Consider the following 24357-nt stretch of genomic DNA (forward strand, 5'->3'; position numbering starts at 1 on the left):
GCGTCAGAAAGAAAATCGCATCCGCCTGCATCCAAACGCGCTCCTGCCTGCATCTTACAATCAAAGGCGCCGCAGTGAGCGCCCATTAAACCCTTGAAGGAGCTTCATTATGGAAGACATCATCGTCCCAATTGGCCTGTGCGCCACGATTGTCGGAATTGTCTGGCTGGTCAGCCATTTCAATTTCAAGAAACGCAAAACCATCCACGAAACCGTGCGCGACGCCATCGACAAGGGCCAGGTTCTGGACCGTGAGATGATTGAGCGCCTGGCGCTGGTGACAGACCCGGTCCGGGCTGATCTGCGCCGCGGTGTGCTGTTCCTGGCCGTCGGGATCGCCTTTGGCTTCCTCGGCGTGATGGTTGGCAGCGAACAGGGTGAAGCCATCAAGCCGATGATTGGCGTGGCCTCATTTCCGGTATTCCTGGGTCTGGCCTATCTTGGCCTCTGGGCATTCGGCCGCCGTGAGACGGCCTGAGCTGAGACGGGTCTCCGAAGGAGGGCGCGACATGCGCAGCGATCCAGACCTGGCCGAAGACGCCGCACAAGGCAGCGAGGCAGCCTATGCCGAGCTGGTGCGGCGCCACCAGGCCCGCGTGCGGGGCATGGCCCGGCGGCTGACCGGGTCTGCCAGTGACGGTGACGACATAGCCCAGATCACCTTCCTGAAGGCCTGGCAAAAGATCGGCACCTATACCGGCGGCACCTTCTCGGCCTGGATCTGCACCATCTGCTGGCGGGAATATCTGCAAGCCCGCCGCAAGCAGAAGATCGAGATCGAGTTTGACGAAACAGCAGAAATCGTTCCGTTTATGCGCACCCAGTCCGATGAGGTGGGCGACCAGATGGATCTGACCAATGCCTTGCAGAAACTGACAGAAGCCCAGCGCGTGTGCGTCACGCTCTGCGTCGCAGCGGGCCTGTCACATCGCGAAGCGGCCGACGCGACCGGCTGGCCGCTCGGCACCGTAAAATCCCATGTGACGCGCGGCGTGGACGCGCTTCGCAAACAACTTGCAAGCAGCCAAGTGGCGTGATGGAGTACAGATGATGCGTGAACAGGAAACCTACTCAGACCTCACCGATCTTTTTACGGCAGAGGACCGCAAGCTGGACCCGGCCCCCTTCGTTCAGGACGTGATGGGCGGTATCCGCCGCAAGGCCCTGATGCGCCGTGTCCTGCTGGGCGCAGTCGGCCTAGCCGGGGCGAGCGTCGCCGCGATGCAATTGCCAAAACTGCTGTCAGGCTGGACGGGGCTGGACCTGGCCCTCACCAAATCCGTGGTCGACGCGAGCAAGGATGCGAGCCTTCTGTCCACGGTCGATCCGCTCTGGCTGGTCGTCGGCGGCGTCGTGACACTCAGCCTCCTGGCCATCACCACCTGGGAACGGACTTAGGCTCTTTTCCCATTATCCTTCGACTTTGCTCAGGATGAGGCCTGTATTTGAGGCGCGCTCATGCAGAGCGAAGTCGAAGCACTGGCTCGGGCTTCAGGGTTTGCGCCAGCCCAGCCCTTCGAGCAGGGCTTTTGTTTCGTATAGCGGCAGGCCGACAATGGTTGTGTAGCTGCCGCTGATATGGGTGATGAAGGCGCCGGCCATACCCTGGATGCCATAGCCGCCGGCCTTGCCCTTCCATTCGCCGCTGGCGATGTAGGCAGCGATGTCCTGATCGGTCAGCCGCTTCATCTTGACCCGCGCGAGCACAGTGCGGCTGGCGAGGCGGCCATCCGGAGCCTTTACGGCCACTCCTGTGATGCATTGATGGGCGCGGCCAGATAATTGGCGCAGAAACTGTTCCGCCTCAGCCTCATCTGCCGCCTTTTCCAGATTGCGCTGGCCCAGCGCAACGACCGTATCCGCTGCCAGCACATAGCCCGCTTCCGGGCAGGCCTCAGCCTTCTCCACAGCAAGACGCTCCGCCAGCGCGCGTGGCGACTCGTCCTTGCGACGGGATTCGTCAATGTCGGTCGGGTGGATCGCGTCCGGCACAATCCCGATCTGGGCGAGCAGGTCTCGCCGCCGGGGACTCGCACTGGCGAGGATCAAGGGGGCGTGCCCGGAGGACGCGATCATGCTTATTTGAAGCGGTAGGTGATGCGGCCCTTGGTCAGGTCATAGGGCGTCATTTCAACCATAACCTTGTCACCGGTCAGCACGCGGATGCGGTTCTTGCGCATCTTGCCTGCGGTGTGGGCAATGATTTCGTGGTCATTTTCCAGTTTCACGCGAAACGTCGCGTTCGGCAGCAGTTCGACAACTGTGCCTTCAAATTCGATCAGTTCTTCCTTCGACATGCAGTCTCCAAATCAGGGCGGTCCATTGCGCCGCCGAAACGCATATAGGGGGCGCATAACGGTTTGCACGGATTCCGGCAAGATTTGAAGCTCAGCAAGGCGATTAAAGCCATTTTCCGGAATTCCCGTGCTTCTGATACGTCAGGGCATCAGACTCGGTTCGAGATCAGAGGACAGCGCGCGCAAACGGGCCGATGCCAGCTGCAGCTCCACCCCCGCCCGAAGGCGCGCAATCTGGGCATCACGATAGGCGTTTTCGGCATCCAGCGCATCCACCAGGGTGCGCGCACCGGCATCATATTCCTTGTAGGCGCCTTCTGCCGCGAGGCTGGCCGCACGCTCTGCGCGGGTCGCGGCCTTCAGGGCCAGGCGGCGCGCCTCAATATCGCCCCACAGGCTGCTGACGGCTTCCTTCAGCTGAACTTCCGCGATGCGCACACCTGCAGTGGCGACGCTGCGCCCTGCCCGCGCCTCTCTCGCGCTCGCGGATTTCAGACCGCTTGTGTAAAGCGGCACCTCCACCGAGACGAAGGCCCCGACATCGCTGATCGGGTCATCGAAGAAGAAATAGATGTCCTCGCCCGTGGTCGCCCGTGCCTTGAGGGAGACTTTCGGGCCAAACCGGCTGCGCGCTTCCTGAACACGCTTGTCGGCGGAGGTCTCAGCGGCGCGTGCGGCGGCGAGGTCCGGATTGGTCTCCAGCACATGCGCCAATGATTGCTGGAAGTCTGTTGGCGTCTCTCCCGGCAGCGCGGCCGGGTGTTGCGGACTTGGCTGGTCCAAACCGGTCAGACGGGCCAGCCTTGCCTTCGCTGCGGCCAGCGCAGCGCGGTAGCCCGCCTGCTGCGCCTCAGCGGAGGCAAGGCGAGACTGGGTGAGCGCGATGTCTGTACGCGTGACGATGCCCTGATCGAACTGCGCCTCTGTCTGTTGCAGGCGGAGGCGGAACGTCTCTACCTGCTGACGGGCGACGGCCAGTTCCTGTTCCGCCAGCCAGGCACGGGCATAAGCCTCAAACGTGTTGAGGACGGTCTGCTCGCGCGCGCTGAGCAATTGCGCGGCAGAGGCCTCACGCTGGGCCCGGGCGGCATCAATCGCGGCGGCGTTGGCCCCGGAGGTGAACACCGGCCATTCCGCCTGCAGACCGATCTGACGCGGCACCTGTGAGATGCGGTCTGTTGTGAAGTCTGTCTCCAGTGCGCCGATTTGGGCCTGCAGGCCCGCAGTCGGACCGGTCTTTGCGCGCGCAGCGTCCAGACCGGCTTCACTGCGCTCCATCCCGGCAGAGGCCTGATCGAGCGCGGGGTCATATTGCAGGGCAGCCTCAAGGGCCTGCTGCAGGGACACAGGCTCAGCCACTGCCAGCGGCGCGAGCGCCATCAGGCAGGCCCCGGACAGACACGCGCGAAACCTCATTTGAAGGCGTTTCCGGATTTCAGGCCCAGCGCTTTGAAAATCATCGCCGCCGGGCAGAAGCCGGTAAAGGCTGCCTGGAACAGGTTCAGCCCGACAAAGGCGGTCAGCAGGAACCAGTAAGGCGAAACGAAATAGCCAAGTGCCAGGCTGGCCAGAACGATGAGGCCCGCAAAAGCAAAAACAGCACGGTCGATATTCATGGGAATACTCCTTCCACAGATCAGGCAGACAGCCTGAAGTTTGACTTCACCCAGTTGATCAGTCCGTCCCGGGTCTGCGCGCCGGGCTGCTGGGCGATCTTCTTTGCGCCGTTCCAGGCGATCAGCGTCGGGATGCCCCGAATGCCGAGGCCAGCCGATGCGGACTGGTTCTGGTCTGAATTCAGTTTGAAGAACCGTACCTGACCGGCAAAGCGGCTGGCGGCCTCGGCATAGGCCGGGGCCATCATGCGGCACGGGCCGCACCAGGGCGCCCAGACATCCAGCACATAGGCGCCGGTATCGCGCGCCTGCAGGCGGGCCAGCATCTTTTCGTCAATATCGACAGGCTGGGGCGTGGCGAGGCCGGCCTTGCATTTGCCACAGCGCCCGCCGGTCAATGGCTTGCCGGCAGACACACGGTTCGCCGCGCCGCAATGGACGCAGACCAGCATCTGGGTATCGACGGACGTCTCGGACATGAAGAGCCTCTATGCTTTCAGCTTGTGCGTATTGATCAGGTGAAGTGCGGCATTCTCGAACACATTGTCGGACTTGCCTGTGCGCACCTTGCGCAGGAAGAATCTCTCAAAGGCGACTTTCGCCATGTGGACCCATCCACCGGATACGGACCAGTTGACATTGCGTGGCGGGATTTGCGGCTGGGCCACGAAAGCAACACCGCCATCGCCGAAGTCTGCAATACAGATGGCGTTCCAGGTCGCCTCATGCGTCGGCGCTTTGTCGCGCAGGATCTCGCCGATGTTTTCGGCTGTTGCGGTGACCATGGATTCGATCATGAAACCTGTCTTCGGCACGCCGACCGGAACCGGCGTCTTCCCAGGTGGCGCGATCGCAATGCATACGCCAATGCCAAAGATCTCCGGATATTTCGGGTTGCGCTGATGCTTGTCTGTAATGACGAAGCCCTTCGGATTCACGAGGCCGTCAATATCTCTCACCGCAGGCACACCCCGGAAGGCCGGCAGCATCATGGAGTATTTCATGGGCAGCTCATGCGTCTGCTTGACCGAGCCATCTTCGTTGACCTCTTCCACGATCATTTGTCCGGGTTCGATATTTTTCACGCGGGCATTGGTGATCCACTTGATGTGGCGCTCTCGCAACTCGCTTTCGAGCAGGCCCTTGGTGTCGCCCACGCCGTCGAGGCCGAGATGACCGATATAGGGCTCTGAGGTGACGAAGGTCATCGGCACCTTGTCGCGGATCTTGCGCTTGCGCAGCTCGGTCTCAATGATCATCGCCGTCTCATAGGCCGGGCCGAAACAGGAGGCCCCCTGTACCGCGCCGACAATGACCGGGCCGGGATCCTTACAGAATTCTTCGAAGGCATCATGCGCTGACTGGGCGTGATCTATATGGCAGACCGACTGGGTGTAACCGTCCTGAGGACCCAAGCCTTCAATCTCGTCAAAGGCAAGCTCCGGCCCTGTCGCGATGATGAGGTAATCATAAGGCACGGCCTGACCATCCGCCATCAGAATGGTTTTCTCATCGGGTTGCAGCTTCTCGGCCTTACCGACCAGCAGCTCAACGCCGCGCTGCTTCATCGGTTTTTCGAGATCGATCACAATGTCTTCGCGGTCTCGCCAGCCAACCAGAACCCAAGGATTCGACGGGACAAACTGGTAATAGGAGGTCTCGTTAATGCAGATGACCTCATCTTCCTTGCGCGCAGAATTGCGTACTTCATAGGCCGCGATGACGCCGCCGAGCCCTGCCCCTAAAATGACAATCCTGGCCATGATCAACTCCCTGGTATCTTTTTATCTGACACGAATACTTTACTTTATATTCGTATTTTATAAAATGCGCATTATGTCGCATAGATGCAAGCCGGGAGTGCCTGTACCTAAGTTTAAAGACGCCTCGCACGCATATGTATAGATACTGGAGGATTACCCCATGGCCGACGAGAGAGACCTGTCCCCGAACACCGTGTTTGAAGACCTGAAAGCAGGCCGCATCATTCTGGTGGATGTGCGCGAGCCGGCAGAGTTCGCCAACCAGCGCATCCATGGCGCGCTGCTGAACCCGCTGTCCACATTCGAGCCAAAGGCCGTTCCGACAGACAGTGCCCGGCGCATTGTGTTCCAGTGCGGTTCCGGCAAACGCTCCCGCCAGGCGCTGGAGGCTTTCATGGCTGAAACAGGTGTAGACGCTGCGCATCTGGCGGGCGGCATTGGCGCATGGAAACAGGCCGGTCTGCCCTGCGTGCAGATCAATCCCGCAACAGGGCAGGTTGAAGACAATGGCCGTTACTAGAGCCTTCCTCGCCGCCACGGCGATGACCTTGCTGGCAGGTATGGCTGCCGCGCAGACCCTGGACATCGAGACATCGACCGTGATGGATTACCGTCCGGTCGTTGCCCGCATCGAGGCCGGTGACACAGCCACGGCGCGCTCCCGCCTGCAAGGCGTTGTCAGCCGCCTGACAATTGATGAGGGCGATGTCGTCTCAGCCAATCAGGTGGTTGCCGTCGTGACCGATGGGACACTCGCCCCGCAACTGGCGGCGCTGTCCTCGCGTATCCAGGGGCTTGAATCCCAGATCCGGCAGGCAGAAGAAGACCTTGCCCGCAATGAGGCCCTGTTCAAGGAAGGCTTTTTCCCGAAAGCCCGTCTGGATGAGCAACGCACAGGGCTGGACGTGCTGAAGCGAAATCTGTCCTCGGCACAATCGGAACGCCGCGCATTGTCTGCACGCCAGGCCGAAGGCCAGATCCGCGCGCCAGCAGATTCCCGGGTAACAAAAGTGAATGTCGTGGAAGGCTCCATCGTGTCGCCCGGCGAAGTGATCGCCAGCTTCGCGACGCTGGACGGCATCGTGCGCCTGTCCCTGCCAGAGCGCCATGCCGCGCAGATGGCAGAGGGCGAGACCGTGACACTGCGCCTGCCCGCACGCGGCGGAGACCTGCAGACGGCGACCATCGTCAAGGTCTACCCTGAGCTGCGCAACGGGGAAGTGATCGCGGACGCGACCGTGCCCGGCGGCCTGAAGGCGCTGGTGGGGGAACGCGTCGACGTGCTGGCCCCCGTGGGCGAGCGCCGCGCGATCCGTGTGCCGAAAGACTATGTCTCTACCCGTTATGGTGTGGACTTCGTGCGCGTCCTTGTCGGTGACCGCTTTGTGGAAGCGCCTGTCGCGCTGGCTGCGCCGCTGGCCGACACGGATGGCCAATATGAAATCCTGAGCGGACTTCGCCCCGGCGACCGTATCGAGAAACCGGAGTAATCCGATGAAAGCCGACATTTCGGGCTCCATCACGCGCGCAACCATTCGCTCGCCCCTGACGCCGCTTTTCCTGCTGACTGCGCTGGCGGTGGGGCTGATCGCCCTGCTGACCATTCCGCGTGAGGAAGAACCGCAGATCTCCGTCCCCATGGTGGACATCATGGTCTCCGCACCGGGCCTGCAGGCGCCGGACGTGGTGGAGCAGGTATCCAAGCCGCTGGAAGAGATCGTCATGGCGATCCCGGATGTGGAGCATGTCTACTCCCAGAGCCGGGATGATGGCGCGATGGTCACGGCCCGCTTCAATGTCGGCACCGATGCAGATGACGCGATCCTGCGCATCCATGAGAAAATCCGCGCGAATATGGATCGCATTCCACCGCGCGTGCCGATGCCTCTGGTTGTCGGACGAGGCATCAATGATGTGCCGATCGTGACGCTGACCCTGTCACCAGAAGACTGGACCGGCGATGTCTGGAACGACACCAGCCTGCGCATGCTGGCAGATGAATTGCAGAAGGAATTGATCAAGGTGCCGGATGTCGGCCTGACCTCTCTGGTTGGCGGGCGGGATCTGGTGATGCGCGTGGAGCCGGACATTCAGGCGCTGGCCTCCTATGGCGTACCGTTGCAGACGCTGGCCGCCTCCGTTGCACAGGCCGCCTCGGCGCTGCCCGTCGGCACGGCGCGGCAGGATGGCAATTCGCTGCTGGTGCAGGCCGGGGACCGGCTGGAGTCTCTGGCAGAGCTGGAGAAGCTGGAAATCAGCGGCGCAAACGGACGCAAGGTCTATCTCTCCGATGTCGCGACAGTGACAGTGGAGGGTGCCGAAACGGAATCGCGTGTCTGGACGCTGGAGCATCATGCGGGCGACGATGCCTTTGTCGCCCGGCCCGCTGTCACGCTGGCGCTGGCCAAGCGGCCCGGCGCGAATGCGGTGAAAGTGGCCGAAGCCATTCTGGCGCGCGTCGACACGCTGAAGGGCCAGTTGATCCCGGAAGGTGTACGTCTGGATGTCACCCGCGACTATGGCGAGACGGCCAATCACAAGGCCAATGAGCTGTTATTCCATCTGGGGCTGGCGACGGTCTCCATCGTTGTGCTGATTGCTTTTGCCATTGGCTGGCGCGAGGCGCTGGTGACGCTGATCGTGATCCCGACGACCATCCTGCTGACGCTGTTTGCATCACTGATGATGGGCTACACGATCAACCGCGTCTCTCTGTTCGCGCTGATCTTCTCCATCGGCATCCTCGTCGACGATGCCATCGTGATGATCGAAAACATTGCCCGGCACTGGGCGATGCGCGACGGACGCACACGCATGCAGGCCGCCATCGATGCGGTCTCCGAAGTGGGCAACCCGACAATCATAGCCACGATGACCGTGATCGCCGCCCTGTTGCCTATGATGTTCGTCTCCGGATTGATGGGCCCCTATATGGCGCCAATTCCGGCGAATGCGTCGGCGGCGATGGTATTCTCTTTCTTTGTCGCCGTGGGCATTGCGCCCTGGCTGATCATGAAGATTGCCGGGCGGGCGAAGTTGGCCGGGCATGGCGACGAGGGCGGAGAGGGCGCAGCGCATGGCGAAAGCCGTCTGGGCGGCTTCTATCGCCGCATCGCAACGCCGATTGTCTCATCCAAACGTAATGCATGGACCTTCCTGATCATTGTCGGTGTGGCGACACTGGCCTCGCTCAGCCTGTTCTATTTCAAACTGGTGCCGGTGAAGCTGCTGCCGTTCGACAATAAATCCGAAATCCAGGTGGTTGTGGACCTGCCGGAAGGCGCGACGGTGGAAGACACCGAACGGTCCCTCTTCGCGCTGGCCGACGCCATGCGCGATGTCGAGGAAGTCGAGTCCGTACAGGCCTATGCGGGCACAGCCGCGCCGTTCAATTTCAACGGCCTGGTGCGCCACTACTTCATGCGCAACAGCCCGGAGCTGGGCGACCTGCAGGTAAATCTATCCGAGAAGTCTCACCGCAAGCGGGCGAGCCATGACATCGCGCTGGATCTGCGCCAGCGCCTGCTGGCCGTACCGATGCCCGAAGGCTCAAGTGTCAAAGTGGTCGAAGTGCCACCGGGGCCGCCAGTCATCGCGACACTTATGGCGGAGATCTATGGCCCAACGCCTGAAGCCCGCCGCGAGACGGCGGCGATTGTCCGCGACTTTTTCGAGGAAACGGATTTCATCGTCGATGTGGACGATTCCATAGGCGACCCGGCCCCGCGCATGACGGTTTCCGTCAATGAGCCAAGCGCCGCAGACTATGGCATCGCCCAACAGGATATTCTGGACACGATCGCGCTGGCCTTTGGCGGGCAGATTGTGGGCGTCTCTCCCCGCGGTGAAGGCCGCGATCCGCTGGACATCCAGGTTAAGCTGCCCAAGGCCGAACGCAACTGGTCTCAGGAATTCGCGGCCATTCCGGTGCCTCGGCGCCCACTCGGCACAGGCCAGACGCCTGTGGAGCTCGGCGCGCTGGTAGACGTGTCGGAAGAAATGGGATCTCCAGTCATCTTCCGCCGCGATGGGTATTTCGCAGACATGGTCATGGGGGAACTCGCCGGGCGCTATGAAGCCCCGATCTATGGCATGTTCGAAATCCAGGACAAGGTGAAGGCCTATGACTGGGCCGCTGCAGGCCTGGAACAGCCTGCCATCCGCATGTATGGCCAGCCAGACAATGAGGCAAACACCACGCTGCTATGGGATGGCGAATGGGAGATCACCTATGTCACCTTCCGCGATATGGGGCTCGCCTTCGCGGTCGCGCTGTTCGGCATCTACATTCTGGTCGTCGGCCAGTTTGGAACCTTCCGCGTGCCGCTGATCATCCTGACGCCAGTGCCACTGACGCTGATCGGCATCATGATCGGTCACTGGCTGTTCGGGGCTGCCTTTACGGCAACCTCCATGATCGGCTTCATCGCCCTTGCCGGGATCATCGTGCGCAACTCCATCCTGCTGGTGGATTTCGTACGCCACCGGACCGATGACCACACGCCACTGAAGGAGGTGTTGCTGGATGCAGGCGCCATTCGCTTCAAGCCGATCTTGCTGACGGCGCTGGCCGCCATGATCGGTGCAGCTGTGATTCTGAGCGATCCGATCTTCCAGGGACTGGCCATTTCACTGCTGTTCGGGCTTGCATCTTCGACAGCTCTGACTGTTCTGGTGATCCCTGCGATCTATATAGCCTTGAGGGGCCCGGACTGGATTCCGGCTGACAAAAACAAACCGCGGGCCGCAGCGCCTGATACACAGGAGGTACCCCGCTGATGCCAGCAGGCCGCCAAATGAACAGTGTTGATGCATTCGAGCTGATGTCCGACCGCATCCATGAGGCCTCCGAAGTGATGAAGGCCATGGCCAGCGAAACGCGGCTGAAGATCATGTGCGCCCTCAGCGACGGGGAGCTGGCCGTGAACCAGCTGGCCGAGATGACAGGGCAATCGCAATCGGCCGTTTCTCAGCATCTGGCCAAGCTGCGCGCAGCAGGCCTGGTGGAGAGCCGGCGAGATGCCCAGACCATCTATTATCGTTGTAGTGGCGGCATTGGCGAAGCTCTGGTACATACATTGTGTAACTTCTATCGCTGACGCGACCGGATCGACCCGGCTGCGCGGTGAATGATTTTGGCCGGGCGCGATGAATAATCAGATTCGCTTGCCGGCATGATTTGGACATGGCGCAGGAACTGAACCAGGCATATTTCGAGCTACACCAGATTGAGCCCATTCTTTCTTGGGCGGAAAAATCAGGTGTGGACATTGATGGCATCCTTGCCCGTCTGGGCATTGATGCGGATGCGCGCAAAGGCACGGCCGAGAGCCGGGTCAGGATTGTCGATTATTACCGCATCCAGCGCGAAATCGCGCGCCTGATGGATGACCTGACCGCGCAGCTTTCCGAACGCAAATTGCTGTACCAGACCGGTCCGTTTGTGGTGACGCAGATGCGCTCTGCCGTGACGCTGATGGACGCCATCCGCAGCCTGGCCTCTCACTTCAACATGATGCATGGCGGCAATTACAACAATATCCGCCAGAATGAGACGACTCTGACCCTGGTGGTGGATGATGCAAGCTTCCCTTACCGCTTCCGCGATGACAGCGCCCTTACCCACTTCATTGGCGATGCCCTGCTGATCAAGACGCAATGCCTGCTGGAGAGCATTTCCAATGGCACGGCCGGACGCGCCCTGAAACGGGTTGTGCTGAAACGTGACCGGCAGGAAGCCGGCAAGGAGCATTTGCGTTTCTGGCAGGTGCCGATCAGTTACGGCCATTCTGCCTACGAACTGGTTTATGACATCGATGTCGCGTGCGAACCTATCACCCCTGCCCGCGATGTGGATTTGACGACGGACGGCCTGTTCGACCGGGTGATCCGGTATCTTGAAGAACTCTCGCCCACGGTCGATACGCGCTCCTACACGGCCCGTACCGAAGACCTGATTGCCGACGGCTATGAAACCCAGCAGGCCGCCGCCAGCCAGCTAGGCATCAGCATCGCCACCTATCGCCGGCGCCTCAGCGAGGAGAATACGAGCTTTCGGGACATCCTTCAGGAATCCCGCGCACGGCGGGCTGGACGGATGCTGGAACAGGGCGAAAGTGTCGCTCAGGTTTCCGAAAAGCTCGGCTATTCCGATGTCCGCGCCTTCAATCGCGCGTTCAAGAAATTACGCGGTCTTTCCCCAGCTGCCTTCATAAAGATGAATGAGCCCCCCGTTCACGCGAAATAGCGCGTGAGCGAAAATGTTCACTCCGCCTGAGCCGTCGGGTCATCGCCTGCTGGCACGGTTTCCCGCAATACTTCTCCCATAATGCCACACATATGTGGCCATAAATCCGTGGGAGGATAAATTGAGACACCATCGCTTCAATACACTCAAGCTCGGCCTGGTTTCCGCCATTGCTCTAACCACGGGGCAATATATGGCCCATGCGCAGGACGATTCCGGCGAGCAGGAAGAAGCCCGCACGCTGGGGCGCGTGACGGTGACGGCGCAGCGCCGCGAAGAAGACCTGATCGACGTGCCGCTGTCAGTTTCCGCTTTCGACGCCGCCCAGCTGGAAGCCACCGGCGCAGTCGACATCACATCCATTCAGCGCTCCACCCCAAACGCCACAATCGAAGTGGCGCGCGGATCAAACTCCACGCTGATCGCCTTCATCCGCGGCGTCGGCCAGCAGGATCCGCTCTGGGGCTTTGAGCCGGGCGTGGGCCTGTATGTGGACGATGTCTATATCGCCCGCCCGCAAGGCGCGATCCTCGACATCTTCGACATTGACCGCATCGAAGTTCTGCGCGGCCCGCAGGGCACGCTTTACGGACGCAACACGATCGGCGGCGCGATCAAATACGTCACGAAGAAGATGAGTGACGAGCCTGAACTGAAGGCGAAAGTGAACTTCGGCTCCTACAGCCAGCTCGATACAATCGTGTCCGGATCGACCCCGATTGGCGACCAGTTCGCCATTGGTGGAGCCATCGCCAGCTATCAGCGCGATGGCTATGGTAAGAACCTCTTCACGGGCGCAGAGCATTACGACAAGGACGTACTGGCCTATCGCGTGAGCGCGGAATGGCAGCCGACCAGCGATTTCTTCGTCCGCTTTGCCTATGACAAATCGCAAGACGATTCCAACGCAAAGCACGGCCACCGCCTGTTGCCGAGCGCCGACGGAACCCTGCCGGTTACGGACAATGTCTATGATACACGCGGCGGCGCAGGCGACGATAACTCGGTCGAGACCGAAGGCTACTCCCTGACGGCGGAATGGGACGTCAACCCAGCCGTCACGCTGAAGTCCATCACGGCCTATCGTGAAGGCCACACCGTAACGCCGATTGACTTTGACGCCCTGCCACAGCCGGACTTCGATGTTCCCGCCTATTACAATGACGACCAGTTCAGCCAGGAATTCCAGATGCTGTACACCGGCGACCGCCTGTCCGGCGTCGCAGGCATCTACTATCTGGACGGCAGCGCAGATGGCGCATTCGACCTATTGCTGTCCAGTTTGGGCGTCACCGTGTTCCAGGGCGGCAAGCAGGACAAGGAGAACTTCTCTCTCTACGGAGACTTCACCTATGACCTGACAGATCGCTGGAGTGTGTCACTCGGTGGCCGTTACACCAAGGACGAGACAACGGCGGATGTAACACGCGAATTGTGGCTGGGGCTTGGCTCCGGCTCCTTTGATGCGGATAATCAAACCTCTCTCTTCCTGGCGACGCAGACCGGTTATACTGGGCTGAACCGTGAGGACGAGGAATTCACACCTCGCATCTCTGTGTCCTACAAGGCCACCGACGATATCAATCTGTATGCAACCTATGCTCAAGGCTTCAAGGCAGGTGGTTTTGATCCACGCGCCCGGGCAGACCTTGACCCGCTTGGCCTGTCACAGGAAGGCTTCGGGCCGGAAAAAGTCGACAGCTATGAGATCGGCCTGAAGGGCAATTTCTTTGACAACCGCCTGCAGCTGAACACCGCCGCCTTCTATGCTGAATACACAGATCAGCAGATCACGGTGCAGAGTGGCGCAGACTCCGACAATGACGGCGTCAATGACACCTTCGTCTCATCTGTCTTCAATGCCGGGTCTTCGGAATACAAGGGCCTGGAAATCGAAGGCAGCTGGTTCATAAGCGACGAGTTCACCCTGATGGGAAATCTTGGCTACATCGACGCCGAGATCAAGGAAATCCTGTCGGCGGGCGTGAACATTGCCGACCAGTTCGTCACGCAGAATACACCTGAACTGCAGGGGCAACTCTCGCTCAATTACATGAAGGATTTCGGACCGGATTTCGGCGCCATCTCCATCACGGGATCGGCCTCCTATCGTGACGAGTATTATCTCTTCAACGTGCCAAATGAAGGATTCGATCCAGGAACGAATGTTGTCTTCCCGCAGGGTGGCCCGGCGCTGGACCCGGATTCCTACACACTGCTGGATCTGAGCCTTGTCTGGACATCACCCTCCGAGAAGCTGAAATTCGGCATCCATGGCCGCAACCTGACTGACGAGGAATACCGCGTCGCCGCGTATAACTTCGTTACGCCCAGCCAGCTGGGCGCAGACAGCGCCTATTCGGCCTTCTACGGCCCGCCGCGCACCGTGACTGCGTCGATTTCATACGAGTTCTGATTTAGCCGTCGAACTCAAGACTGGCGGGTGTGTCCTCCCGCATCCGCCAGTCACCCCTCTCTGCTGGCGCTGCTCCAGAGCATCGCTGCCTTCCGGACTGCTCCAAAGGATCTGAGCTGATGAGCGCGGACATTACCCCCCCGACACACGCCTTACGATCACCCCGCAACGCCTCGCGCGGCTATGTTCTGGGCCTGCTGACGCTGGTCTACACCTTCAATCATATTGACCGGCAAATCCTCCTGATCCTGATCGAACCGATCAAGGCAGACCTCGACATATCAGACGGGCGGATCGGACTGTTGACGGGCTTTGTGTTTGCAGCTTTCTACGCGACCTTCGGCATCCCGATTGCGATGTGGGCCGACCGGGGCAACCGGAAGAACATTCTGGCCATCGCACTGGCGGTATGGTCTGGCATGACGGCACTGTCCGGCATCGCGCAGAATTACTGGCAGCTACTGATTGCCCGCATGGGCGTCGGCGTGGGTGAAGCAGGCGGCACACCGCCGGCAACCTCCATCATCTCTGACCTTTACGCCCCAAAAGAGCGCGCCTTCGCGCTGGGCATCTACACCGCCGGCATCGGCCTTGGCGTGCTCGCTGGCTTTGCCATTGGTGGATATGTCTACAAATATTTCGGATGGCGCACGGCCTTTTTCGTGGCGGGCATTCCGGGGCTCATCCTGTCTGCCATTGTGTGGCTGACCATTCGTGAACCGAAACGCGGCGCCATCGAACAGCGCAGCGATGACGGGGAAGCGTCAAGTCTGGGCGAGACGATCCGCTTCATCGGAGGGCAAACATCCTTCCTGTGGATGCTGGCTGGGTGCTGCATGATCTGCATCTCCGCGAACGCCTTCCTGGCCTGGACGCCCAGCCATCTGCAGCGCACCTATCATGTCGGGCCGAGCGAAATTGCCATTCCTCTGGGCCTGCTGATCGGCGGCGTGGGCAGTGTGGGCGCGATTGCGCTGGGCCGTGTCTGTGATCGGCTGTCGGCAAATAATCTGGCCTGGCGGCCCTGGATGATCGCCGTCTGCGCGGCGCTGGCCCTGCCCTTTGCCTGGATGTTCCTGCAGGCTGATACGATCAACATGGCCTATGCATGGAATGTCGTGCCGGCCTTTATCGGGCTGATCTATGCCAGCATCGCCTACACCGCGTCACAGGAACTGGTCGGCTTGCGCATGAGGGCCTTCGCCTCTGCTTTCATGCTGTTCTGCCTGACCTTCATTGGCATCGGCGGCGGTCCCAGCATTGTCGGATATCTGAGCGAGTATTTCGCCGCGCAGGGCAATGAGACGCCTCTGAAATCGGCGCTGGAGTTAATGCTGGGCTTCAATGCACTGAGCGTCGTCTTCCTGTTCATGGCGGGCTTCACCTATGCGCGCGATGCCAAGCGCGCAGCGGAGATGGTCTGATGCAAACGACACAGCCCCGGCAACAAGCCCTGTCGTCAAAGCGGGATGTCTACTGGACCTCCGCTGACGGATTGAACCTCTATGCAGCAGACTATGGACCGGAAGATGCAGACCTGACCGTGCTGTGCATGCATGGACTGACCCGGAACCACAAGGATTTCGAGCCCATGATAGCAGGTCTGAACCTGCCCGTGCGCTTCATCGCGGTGGACGTGCGCGGGCGCGGAAAGTCAGACCGGGCAGCGTCGGCAGAAAGCTATCTTCCCCCCGTTTACGTACAGGACATGGCCGCGCTGATCGAAAAACTGAACCTCGACAATCTGGTGCTGGCCGGCACCAGCATGGGCGGCCTTATGGCCATGATCATGGCCAAGGTGATGCCGGAAAAGATACGCGGCATCATCCTGAATGATGTCGGCCCTGTGGTGGAGCCTGCAGGCCTTCAACGCATCGCCGGATATGCCGGCGGCAATGAAACTTATCGCAGCTGGGTGGACGCTGCAGGCGCCATAGGCCGGACACAGGCGACTGTGTATCCGGACTATGGCACCGACGACTGGATGGCCTTTGCCAAACGCACGTGTATCGAAGCCTATGATGGCAGCATTATCTTCGATTATGACCCGGCCATCGTGCAGGGCATGGGCGCGACCAAGCCGGACTGGAAAACCAATTTCGCCATGTGGCGCCTGTTCGGTGTGATGAAGAATATCCCGTTGCTGATCATTCGCGGAGAGACATCCGACATCCTCTCAGACAAGACGGCCCGCCGTATGCACCGGCGCCACAAGAACAGCACCCTGCTGACCATTCCCGGCCGTGGCCATACGCCCGCCCTGGACGAGCCCATCAGTCTTGCCGCAATACAGAAGTTCATCACCGGCCTGATGGGCTGACCTGTTTCGGCGTATTCCCACGCTTCTAGAGGTAACAGAGTCTGTGGACAGCGATGCCATGGACGCAATCCTGCCTGTCTGGAGGCCACCATGCGCAAAGCTATCGTCTACGCCCCGTTACTGTTCATCCCCGTGATGCTGTATCTTGGCGTCATCCTGTTTTCCGGCAATGCCGATATACGCTTGGCGCAGGTGATGTTTCGTTCGCCCATGATCACATCCACGGCCTGGATATTCACGCTAGGAGACCTTGTTCTGTTCATCGGGCTGATCTGCCTGTTCGTGGAAATCATCAAATCTGCCAGTACACGCTCCGATGCCATCGTGAACCACGCCTTGTCCATGCTGTTACTGGTCTTCTGCGTTGTGGCCTTTCTGCTGTTTCCGGGGTTTTCGACATCGGTATTCTTTCTGATAATGATCATGTGCCTGCTGGATGTTCTGGCGGGACCAATCATCAGCATAGTCGCAGCACGGAGAGATATTGGTGTCGGCGAAAGAATTATCGGTTGATACGGCAAACATGGCTCGGTCGCTGGTCTACTACGCGATCGGGGACGTCCATGGTGAGTGCGACCGGCTGAAACGCCTGCACGCCGCGATCCATGCGCGCCACGAGAAAATGCATGCCCAATCCGACTATCGGATCGTGCACCTTGGCGATTATGTCGACAGAGGGCCGGACAGCGCAGGCGCGGTAGCCTTCCTGATGAACTGTCAGGCAGCGGATCCAGACCGTATCATCTGCCTGCGGGGAAACCATGAGCAGATGATGATTGAGGCGCATGATCCGGATGATACCAGCGCACGCGACATGTGGCTGCGCAATGGTGGGCAGGAAACACTCGACAGTTATGAGACAATGGGTCTGGACGCTGTTCCGCAACCGCACCTTGATTGGCTGGAAAGTCTGCCGGATATTTATGTCGAGGACGACCAGAATTTGATCTTTGTTCATGCGGGCGTCGACACAAGAGACTATCCAAATTGTCGTCCCGGCAGACGGCTGTGGACGCGGGCATCGACCTTTTTCAAGACAGAGAATTGGGAGAATCCACAATTATACGCACACACTGTCATACACGGACACACCCCAACAGATGACTTCTTTCCGGATGTGCACGGCGAAACCTCACGCCGCATCAATATCGATACAGGCGCAGTCTATGGCGGCCGCCTGACTGCCGTCTGCCTGACTGGCCGAGGGAAGCCCAGCTTCATTTATGCCTGATCAGGGCAGACAAGTCTGGTCTGTTAGGGTCGAAAGTTCTTCCAGGTCATGTCCAGCATCCGGATCAGACAGTTTCTGCCGTATGGACACGGCCTTCGAAGCCTCCTGCAGAAGCGCACACGACCAGTCAGGGGTGCCCTCATTCATCACAAGATCCGTTTCGACGGAATGGTCCAACGCCGTGAAGAGAAGCGATTCATAGAACAGATCATCCGGGAACTGCTGAATAAGCCCCATCGCAAGCGCTGTTGCTTCTGTCAGGGCTGACTTTGCGGTCTTGTAGTCCTCCAGCGCAACAAGGGTATCGGCCTGCTTTATCAGCATGGAAGACAGTCCTTCCGGCCCACCGGCATCCTGTGGGTCTGCCGCCTGTATCTGACGGGCGAGCGCGACAGCGTCATCCGCATACTCAAGGCTTTCCGCTTTGTTCGGTGTCTGCCGAAGGGCAGTCGACATTTCCCCCAGAGCCACCATCAGCTGCGTCATCTGATAATAGTTTTCAGGACTGTCTTTCAGCATCTGCTGCCGGAATGAGATAGCATATTGCAAAGGCTCTACCGCCTCGTTGCCGCGTTGCAGCTGTATCAGAAATTCAGCCTCCTGCATGGCCAGATAGGCCGCCATTTCCTCGCCTCCGCCCAACCGGGCGAACATCTCTGGCGTCAACTCCTTACGCCATTGCCGCACGCTTTCCAGCGCGACCTCGCTCTCCCCCTTGCTCAGCATGATCTGCAGCGCGTCCGTGCGACAGCTCCAGACATGGCGCAGCAGAGTGCGTTCATTCTCATCGCCGATCGCAGCGCCGCGTTCAGCCAGGGCAATGGCCTTCCGGTTGGCAGCCTCCGCCGCTTCAATATCATGCCGGTAATTCAGATTTTGCATAGCGACACTCCTCAGCACCATGACGAGTTCTGACATGGTTGCGGTATCCTGAGGATCACGCCGCAGCAACGCCTCAAGTGTGGCCTCCGCATCCTTCAGCAGGGCGTAGGAAGTGTCCGTGTCGCCCAGATTGGCCATACCGACGCCGCCATAGAGGTCTGACAGCCGCGACTTGATGATTCCGACTTCGAACATCACATCACCCGGCGCGTCCTCATCCACAGAAAGGTCATTCACATAATCGCGCACGACATTCGCCAGCGCCTGACGTGGTTCCATGGTACCGGAGACGCGGGAGATCGAGTCATAGACGTCATAGACGAGCGACTGGCTCAGCTCGCGCGCTTCCGCAAACCGGGTATTGGCAATGCCCAGCGCCTTTTCCGCGCGGGTATACTGAGCATAGGTCGCCGCCAACGCCGCGCTCAACCCCAGAAAGACGACTACGCCCGCCGCGACGCTGATGCTGTGCCGCCCTACGAATTTCCTGAAACGATAGAGGCCGCCTGCCCCGCGTGCGATCACGGCGCGCCCGGACTGATAGTTCTGGATATCCTCAATCAACGCATCTGCAGAAGGATACCGGTCTTCCGGCGCAGTCGCCGTCGCCATGGCAATAATGGCCTGAAGGTCTGCTCTCTCGCTCTCCGGCCCTGCTAGGTCCTGCAGTAATTTTCCAAGAGAATATATATCCGACAGCGTATTGGCGCTGACGCCGAGGCTGCGCTCCGGCGCGGCATAACCAGGGGTGTAGCTGAGGCTGGGCTTGGCCGATGACGTGGCCGCCAATATGTCCTCTGCCCTGTCTTCCTGGGGACGGGAGATACCGAAATCAATCAGTTTGACCTGCCCGTCCTGCGTCACCAGAACGTTTGAAGGCGTGATGTCCCGGTGGATGACCAAGTTCTGGTGGGCGTAATGAACGGCATGGCACAAATCCAGGAACATGCCCATTCGCTCCGATAGCGGAGTATTTTTCTCAGCCGTCCAATCCAGTATCGGCTGCCCATCGACATATTCCATCACGATATAGGGGGCGCCGTCATCCATCTCGCCGCCATCATAGAGACGCGCAATATTAGGGTGATTGAGGCCCGCCAACGTCTGGCGTTCGCGCTGGAACCGGTCAATCAGGGCATCAGACAAGACGCCGGGCCGTATGATCTTGATAGCAACCGTGTGGTCAAAATTCCCGGATACTCGCACGCCCTTATAGACAGCGCCCATGCCGCCCTGGCCGATAACACTGGTGATGCGGTAAGCGCCAACGCGTTCAGGCGCAGCAGGCTCAACGATGTCTCCACTGGCACCGCCGGTTCTGAAGCGACCAGAGCCGGACCCGTCTGCCGCGAGCATGGCCAGAACGCGGTCAGCGAGCGCCTGATTGTCCCCTGCCTGTTCACGCACCCATGCGGCACGGTCAGCCGAGGTGACATCCAGAGCGCGCGAGAGCAGCTCCAGCGCCGCACGCTCAAGAGATTCTGTGCTCATCCTGCCAATCCTCTTTCAGGGAATCCAGCAACCAGGCCCGTGCGACCCTCCAGTTCCGCTTCACCGTGGACTCGGAAATGGCCTTTACTTCTGCGATCTCTTCGAGAGTCATCCCCCCGAAATAGCGAAGCTCAACGATTTCCGCCTTGTCCGGATCAATCACACTGAGGCGGATCAATGCCTTTTCCAGTTGGTCCACCTCAAGACGTTCCGCGCCCTTGCCTGCCACCTTGGAGACAAGGGTCACTTTCCGGTGGTGCCGCTTGTCTGAATTTTTTTTCCGGGCGTGGTCAATCAGCACACGTCTCATGGCGCGCGCGGCCAACGCGAGGAAATGGGCCTTGTCGGCCCACTCGATCTGGTCAAGCCGCATAAGGCGGATGGCTGCCTCGTTCACCAGGTCTCCGCTGGACAGGGAAAGATTGCTTTCCGAGCGGATCAAGGCCGCAGAGATCAGGCGCAATTCAGAGTATAATTGCGTGAAGAGCTGGTCGCGGGCACCCATGTCCCCGCCTCTCCAGGCATCCAGCAGCTGTTTGGCTGACAGGTTTTCTTCACGGCTCATTACGCGTCTCCCCACCTGAACTTGTCCCAAAAATCCCGATCTCACAAGGCGCAGCCACTTTTTGAAAAAACTTTTGTCCACTGTGACCCGTTCGGCGACAGTCTGACGCCTTCCATTACGAGACCGAATTTTATGAGGCCCCGTGATGCAAGAAACGTTGAACCAAATTCCGCCAGAAGCCTGGCCGTTCATTGACCTGATGTTCAACCTCACCATGGCGGCAGCAGGCATCTGGCTGGGCATCACGGTGTTTGTCCTTTGGCGCCGTCATGCTTCAAATCTTACGCCCGTCAATTCTGCCGAGAAGAGCCGCAAAGCACAGCCAGACTTCCTGAAAGTGGATCACAAGGCCCGCGCCGAGGCGATCAAACGCGGCGAGGCCTTCGAGAAAGAACTCGACCAGCGCGACATTGCCGAAAGAAAAGCCGAAGCCAAGCGTCGCAAAGGAAAGGTCGGCCTGCTCCAGCGCCTGTCTGGCATAGTCGCCCTTGTGATGTCGCTCTTCACCATCGTTTCCATCATCTACGGCTCAATCTTCAGCGTCACCCGGATGGGAGAGATGATGGAAGAATACTCCACGACAGAGCGCATGGTCACGATCATCAAGACCCACCCGATCGCCTTTTCTATCTGCGTCATCGTCATTCTCGCGCGCATCTACACATATTTCGTCAAGCCGTCACATAAGGAGGGCTGATCCATGGCCTCGTCCCCACTTGTCCTCACCGATCCAAACCTTCTTGCGGAATTTGTCCGCGAGAGTGAATTCAAGGCCTTCTTCGAAAAGCGCTTCGCCACGCCGCCGGACCTTGCCGCACTTCTGTTCCGCAATGGCGAACTGATTGACACGTTCAAAGGCGCACATTTCTCTGTTGGCGGACTGGCCACGGCCCTGAAAGGTGTCGTGGGCGGATCAACTCATATCGCCATCATGCTGGCCGATTTGAAGCCCTTTCAGGTTCAGTTGCCGGTCAAGGCATTGTCGCGTGACAATGTAGAGATTGCCGGCCTGGCGACGCTGGAGCTGCAGCTGAACCCTGAAAAGCCGTCAAATATTTTGGGCCTGATGGGCGGGGTGACTCGCAAACAGACCGACAAGACCACAGGTGATATGCCGGTCACGGGCCGCAAGGCGCTGTCGCGGATTGATGTGCTGGATCGCATCGCACCGCATTTCTCTGATCGCGTGATGGAGGCCATCGTCGGGCGTATGGACGCAGCCGACATTCGCGGAGAGGCCGGCCTGCAAGACAAGATCCAGGCCGACATGATGCAGGAAGCCGAACGCGTCTGCGGTGATATCGGCGTGCTCGTCAAAGCCGTTTCCATCCAATGGGCGATGAACGCCGTAGAGCGCGAAGCCTTTGAAAAGGCGCAAATCGAACGTCAGCAAGAGGCCATGGACTATCAGCTGCACTTGCTGAAGCGCGAGGTTGAGCGCCAGTCCGATGCCACGGAAGTGAAGCTGAATGCCTCAGTGGACATGGCCAAGATCCAGAGTGCCAGCGAGGACGAACTCGCGCACATGGTGCTTCAAAGCGAGATCAGCTTCATCGATGCCCGCGAAGCGGCCACGCGGCGACAAGAGATGGAGGCCCTGGCGCATGAGATTGAAGTGCTGCGGACAGAACGCGCCGCGAAGATGGAAAACGACATCGCTGAAGCGAGCCATGTTACCGATCTGACCAATGAGGCCGGGAATCTGCGCGCCTCAGAACGGTCTATTGAAATGCTGGATGCCCAGCATGTTGCCGAGATGAAGAAACTCGGTGTCCTGACCGACATTGAGCTACGTGAGCGGTCCCAGCGGATGGAAATGGAACTGGCGCGGATCGCCCAAGAGCAATCGGCCAAAAATCTTCGCTCCCTTATGGAGATTGAAGGTGACGCGGCGGACCGTGACACGGACCGGGATATAAGACGCGATAATAGCGCCACAGAGAACGAACTGGCCAAGATGCGGGCCGACATGGAAAGCCGCACAGCGCAGCTGACGGCAGGCTCCAAAATGACGCCAGAACAAATCCTGGCCATCAATGCAGGCCTTTCCGCTGATGTGGCCGAGGTGCTGAAGGAACAGGCTCGCGCCAAGACCAGCAATTCCGAAGACTCCATGCAGGTGATGAAAGAACTCATCAAAGGCGCGACCGAAGAACGCGAAGCCAGCCGCCGGCATGAGCTGGATATCCTGAAAGCCGGCATGACAGGTGCCACAGGCGTTGCGCATGGCGCCGGTGGGAAATCCGGCAATGGCGGCTCCGAGGATGGCGCTGAAACCCCGCCGGACAAAGTGGAGTGCCCCGAATGCGGACGGGTCCTGCCCGCCAAGGCAAAGTTCTGCACCGGCTGTGGCCACAAGATGCGGACCTGATCGACATGCCGAAATCGTCCTCCCCCAGTCTGCCTGCGCGCTCCCAGAGAGAATGCTGCTACACATCCGCGCTGGATGAAGCAGCAACCTTCTGCGCCGAGTGCGGCAAGCCTTTGTTGCGCTGCATGGCAACAGAAGAATGCGGAGGCCTGCTGAATGATTCCGGTCTGTGTACGGTCTGTGTTGCGCCACATCTGGAAGTGGATGCCGGGGCGCTCACGGCGGTGAAAGTCGGCGGCGCTGTCAGCCTGCCGGTTTCCATTGCAAATCTTTCCCCCGTTGGCCGCCCGCTGTTCATTACAGGCCTTTGGAGTCGCGAAGGCACAGGCGACTGGCGGGAAGAAGATATCGGCTGGGAAAGGCTGAACACGGGCGAGAGCCGCCCCGCGAGCATCGCCGTAAACCAGATTACCAAGCCTGGGGCCCATGGCGTAAAAATTCTGCTGGCAGTTGCCAGCCGCTGGCGCTGGCGGCAGGAATGCTATGCCTTCACAACAGATCTGAAACTCACCGTGTCTGAGGATCGCGCAGAGGCTGCACCTATCGTCAATATCGGCGGACAAAGTGCTGGCCACGGCAACACAGTGTATATTTCAGGCAAATCAGAGACGCGCGAAACGCAGACTCTGACACAAGAGGCCCTGCAATTGCGCATGGTCCGTGCAGAGAAGGAAGAAAGACGGCTGGGCCTGCGCGGCATGGATGGCGACATATGGGTTCCCCGTAACACCGAATTCTCCTGGGCAGGTTTTGCGCCGCAGCATGCACCGCGGCAGGGCCCGATCCTAACCTCCGACGGCGTTCTGGGCGCAGGGCGTAGCCGCACGCGGGCAGAGGATGGCCTAGGAGATGTCCGCCTGCTGGTGACAGATAGTACTGGCGCGGTGGACACCGAAGCCAGCAGATTGCTCTCCCGCCGGCATTTCGAACTCTATGTCGAATGCGACCGCCTCACCCTGCGCGTAACCGGACAGGCAGGTGTACGCATAAATGGCGAGGCCTATGGTGACGGCAAGACGATTACTCTGAATGATGGAGACATCATCTCTCCGGTCGTGTCCGCGCCCGACAGCCTATCCCTGAAAGTTTCATTCAAATCTGACTACGGACGTGTTGGCAAAGTTTGCCTGACGCGCTCCTCACACAATCGGTGACCCT

Annotated in this window: 24 protein-coding genes; 16 read left to right on the top strand and 8 right to left on the bottom strand. The window is 59.6% G+C overall.

Annotated elements, in window-relative coordinates; all coding sequences use genetic code 11:
- Nucleotides 1-109 precede the first annotated feature (109 nt).
- The 3 genes from HY29_RS05685 to HY29_RS05695 are packed head-to-tail and all read left to right on the top strand — an operon-like array spanning nucleotide 110 to nucleotide 1398.
- Nucleotides 110-478, top strand: a complete 369-nt coding sequence (locus tag HY29_RS05685; RefSeq protein WP_034793856.1) for a DUF6249 domain-containing protein — start codon at nucleotides 110-112, stop codon at nucleotides 476-478.
- Nucleotides 479-509: 31 nt separating this feature from the next.
- Nucleotides 510-1037, top strand: coding sequence for an RNA polymerase sigma factor (locus tag HY29_RS05690; protein ID WP_034793858.1), 528 nt, complete (start codon nucleotides 510-512; stop codon nucleotides 1035-1037).
- A gap of 10 nt (nucleotides 1038-1047) precedes the next feature.
- Nucleotides 1048-1398, top strand: a complete 351-nt coding sequence (locus HY29_RS05695) for a hypothetical protein (protein WP_034793861.1) — start codon at nucleotides 1048-1050, stop codon at nucleotides 1396-1398.
- Between the two features lie 93 nt (nucleotides 1399-1491).
- Here HY29_RS05695 and HY29_RS05700 read toward each other — a convergent pair whose 3' ends face one another.
- The 6 genes from HY29_RS05700 to HY29_RS05725 all read right to left on the bottom strand — a co-directional run bounded on the left by HY29_RS05700 (nucleotide 1492) and on the right by HY29_RS05725 (nucleotide 5676).
- Entirely contained in the window at nucleotides 1492-2076 is a 585-nt protein-coding gene (locus HY29_RS05700; RefSeq protein WP_034793863.1) for a Maf family protein, read from the bottom strand.
- A 2-nt stretch (nucleotides 2077-2078) separates the two neighbouring features.
- Nucleotides 2079-2297 (bottom strand): translation initiation factor IF-1, encoded by a 219-nt coding sequence (gene infA / locus HY29_RS05705; protein WP_011646371.1) that lies wholly within the window; start codon nucleotides 2295-2297, stop codon nucleotides 2079-2081.
- Nucleotides 2298-2438: 141 nt separating this feature from the next.
- A complete protein-coding gene (locus tag HY29_RS05710; protein WP_034793865.1) occupies nucleotides 2439-3713 on the bottom strand; it encodes a TolC family protein in 1275 nt (424 codons plus the stop codon).
- Nucleotides 3710-3913 (bottom strand): YgaP family membrane protein, encoded by a 204-nt coding sequence (locus HY29_RS05715; protein WP_034793867.1) that lies wholly within the window; start codon nucleotides 3911-3913, stop codon nucleotides 3710-3712. Before HY29_RS05715 ends, HY29_RS05710 begins: the two co-directional genes overlap by 4 nt.
- Before the next feature lie 20 nt (nucleotides 3914-3933).
- A complete protein-coding gene (locus HY29_RS05720) occupies nucleotides 3934-4392 on the bottom strand; it encodes a thioredoxin family protein (RefSeq protein WP_034793870.1) in 459 nt (152 codons plus the stop codon).
- Nucleotides 4393-4401: 9 nt separating this feature from the next.
- The gene (locus HY29_RS05725; protein WP_034793872.1) at nucleotides 4402-5676 is read right to left on the bottom strand and encodes an NAD(P)/FAD-dependent oxidoreductase; all 1275 of its coding nucleotides are present in this window, start codon (nucleotides 5674-5676) and stop codon (nucleotides 4402-4404) included.
- Between the two features lie 160 nt (nucleotides 5677-5836).
- Here HY29_RS05725 and HY29_RS05730 point away from each other — a divergent pair, with 160 nt between their 5' ends.
- The 10 genes from HY29_RS05730 (at nucleotide 5837) to HY29_RS05775 (ending at nucleotide 17890) form a co-directional block, all read left to right on the top strand.
- Nucleotides 5837-6196: a rhodanese-like domain-containing protein gene (locus tag HY29_RS05730; RefSeq protein ID WP_034793874.1), complete on the top strand. Its 360-nt coding sequence runs from the start codon at nucleotides 5837-5839 to the stop codon at nucleotides 6194-6196.
- Nucleotides 6183-7166, top strand: coding sequence for an efflux RND transporter periplasmic adaptor subunit (locus HY29_RS05735; RefSeq protein WP_051601178.1), 984 nt, complete (start codon nucleotides 6183-6185; stop codon nucleotides 7164-7166). Before HY29_RS05730 ends, HY29_RS05735 begins: the two co-directional genes overlap by 14 nt.
- Nucleotides 7167-7170: 4 nt before the next feature.
- The gene (locus HY29_RS05740; RefSeq protein WP_051601179.1) at nucleotides 7171-10455 is read left to right on the top strand and encodes an efflux RND transporter permease subunit; all 3285 of its coding nucleotides are present in this window, start codon (nucleotides 7171-7173) and stop codon (nucleotides 10453-10455) included.
- Between the two features lie 17 nt (nucleotides 10456-10472).
- Nucleotides 10473-10775, top strand: coding sequence for an ArsR/SmtB family transcription factor (locus HY29_RS05745; RefSeq protein WP_034794018.1), 303 nt, complete (start codon nucleotides 10473-10475; stop codon nucleotides 10773-10775).
- 86 nt (nucleotides 10776-10861) lie between these two features.
- Nucleotides 10862-11923: a helix-turn-helix transcriptional regulator gene (locus tag HY29_RS05750; protein ID WP_034793877.1), complete on the top strand. Its 1062-nt coding sequence runs from the start codon at nucleotides 10862-10864 to the stop codon at nucleotides 11921-11923.
- Nucleotides 11924-12044: 121 nt separating this feature from the next.
- Nucleotides 12045-14339, top strand: a complete 2295-nt coding sequence (locus tag HY29_RS05755) for a TonB-dependent receptor (protein WP_241765143.1) — start codon at nucleotides 12045-12047, stop codon at nucleotides 14337-14339.
- A gap of 119 nt (nucleotides 14340-14458) precedes the next feature.
- Nucleotides 14459-15763, top strand: coding sequence for a spinster family MFS transporter (locus HY29_RS05760; RefSeq protein ID WP_034793879.1), 1305 nt, complete (start codon nucleotides 14459-14461; stop codon nucleotides 15761-15763).
- Nucleotides 15763-16659, top strand: a complete 897-nt coding sequence (locus tag HY29_RS05765; RefSeq protein ID WP_051601181.1) for an alpha/beta fold hydrolase — start codon at nucleotides 15763-15765, stop codon at nucleotides 16657-16659. The genes HY29_RS05760 and HY29_RS05765 overlap by 1 nt, the downstream gene beginning before the upstream one ends.
- A gap of 90 nt (nucleotides 16660-16749) precedes the next feature.
- Nucleotides 16750-17172 carry a hypothetical protein gene (locus tag HY29_RS05770; RefSeq protein ID WP_034793881.1) on the top strand — a complete coding sequence of 141 codons (423 nt, stop codon included), beginning with the start codon at nucleotides 16750-16752 and terminating at the stop codon, nucleotides 17170-17172.
- A gap of 10 nt (nucleotides 17173-17182) precedes the next feature.
- Entirely contained in the window at nucleotides 17183-17890 is a 708-nt protein-coding gene (locus HY29_RS05775; RefSeq protein ID WP_051601182.1) for a metallophosphoesterase family protein, read from the top strand.
- Here HY29_RS05775 and HY29_RS05780 read toward each other — a convergent pair whose 3' ends face one another.
- Together HY29_RS05780 and HY29_RS05785 are read right to left on the bottom strand one after the other, a co-directional pair.
- Complete coding sequence (locus tag HY29_RS05780) at nucleotides 17891-20263, bottom strand: serine/threonine protein kinase (RefSeq protein ID WP_034793884.1); 2373 nt, start codon at nucleotides 20261-20263, stop codon at nucleotides 17891-17893.
- Nucleotides 20244-20828, bottom strand: a complete 585-nt coding sequence (locus HY29_RS05785; protein ID WP_034793887.1) for a sigma-70 family RNA polymerase sigma factor — start codon at nucleotides 20826-20828, stop codon at nucleotides 20244-20246. Before HY29_RS05785 ends, HY29_RS05780 begins: the two co-directional genes overlap by 20 nt.
- Before the next feature lie 145 nt (nucleotides 20829-20973).
- On the opposite strand from HY29_RS05785, the gene HY29_RS05790 reads away from it, so the two are divergent.
- The 3 genes from HY29_RS05790 to HY29_RS05800 are packed head-to-tail and all read left to right on the top strand — an operon-like array spanning nucleotide 20974 to nucleotide 24353.
- A complete protein-coding gene (locus HY29_RS05790; RefSeq protein ID WP_034793890.1) occupies nucleotides 20974-21525 on the top strand; it encodes a hypothetical protein in 552 nt (183 codons plus the stop codon).
- 3 nt (nucleotides 21526-21528) lie between these two features.
- Nucleotides 21529-23199, top strand: coding sequence for a zinc ribbon domain-containing protein (locus HY29_RS05795; protein ID WP_034793893.1), 1671 nt, complete (start codon nucleotides 21529-21531; stop codon nucleotides 23197-23199).
- Nucleotides 23133-24353: an FHA domain-containing protein gene (locus HY29_RS05800; protein WP_034793896.1), complete on the top strand. Its 1221-nt coding sequence runs from the start codon at nucleotides 23133-23135 to the stop codon at nucleotides 24351-24353. The genes HY29_RS05795 and HY29_RS05800 overlap by 67 nt, the downstream gene beginning before the upstream one ends.
- Nucleotides 24354-24357 lie beyond the last annotated feature (4 nt).

The organism is Hyphomonas beringensis (genome assembly GCF_000682755.1).
Lineage (GTDB): Bacteria > Pseudomonadota > Alphaproteobacteria > Caulobacterales > Hyphomonadaceae > Hyphomonas > Hyphomonas beringensis.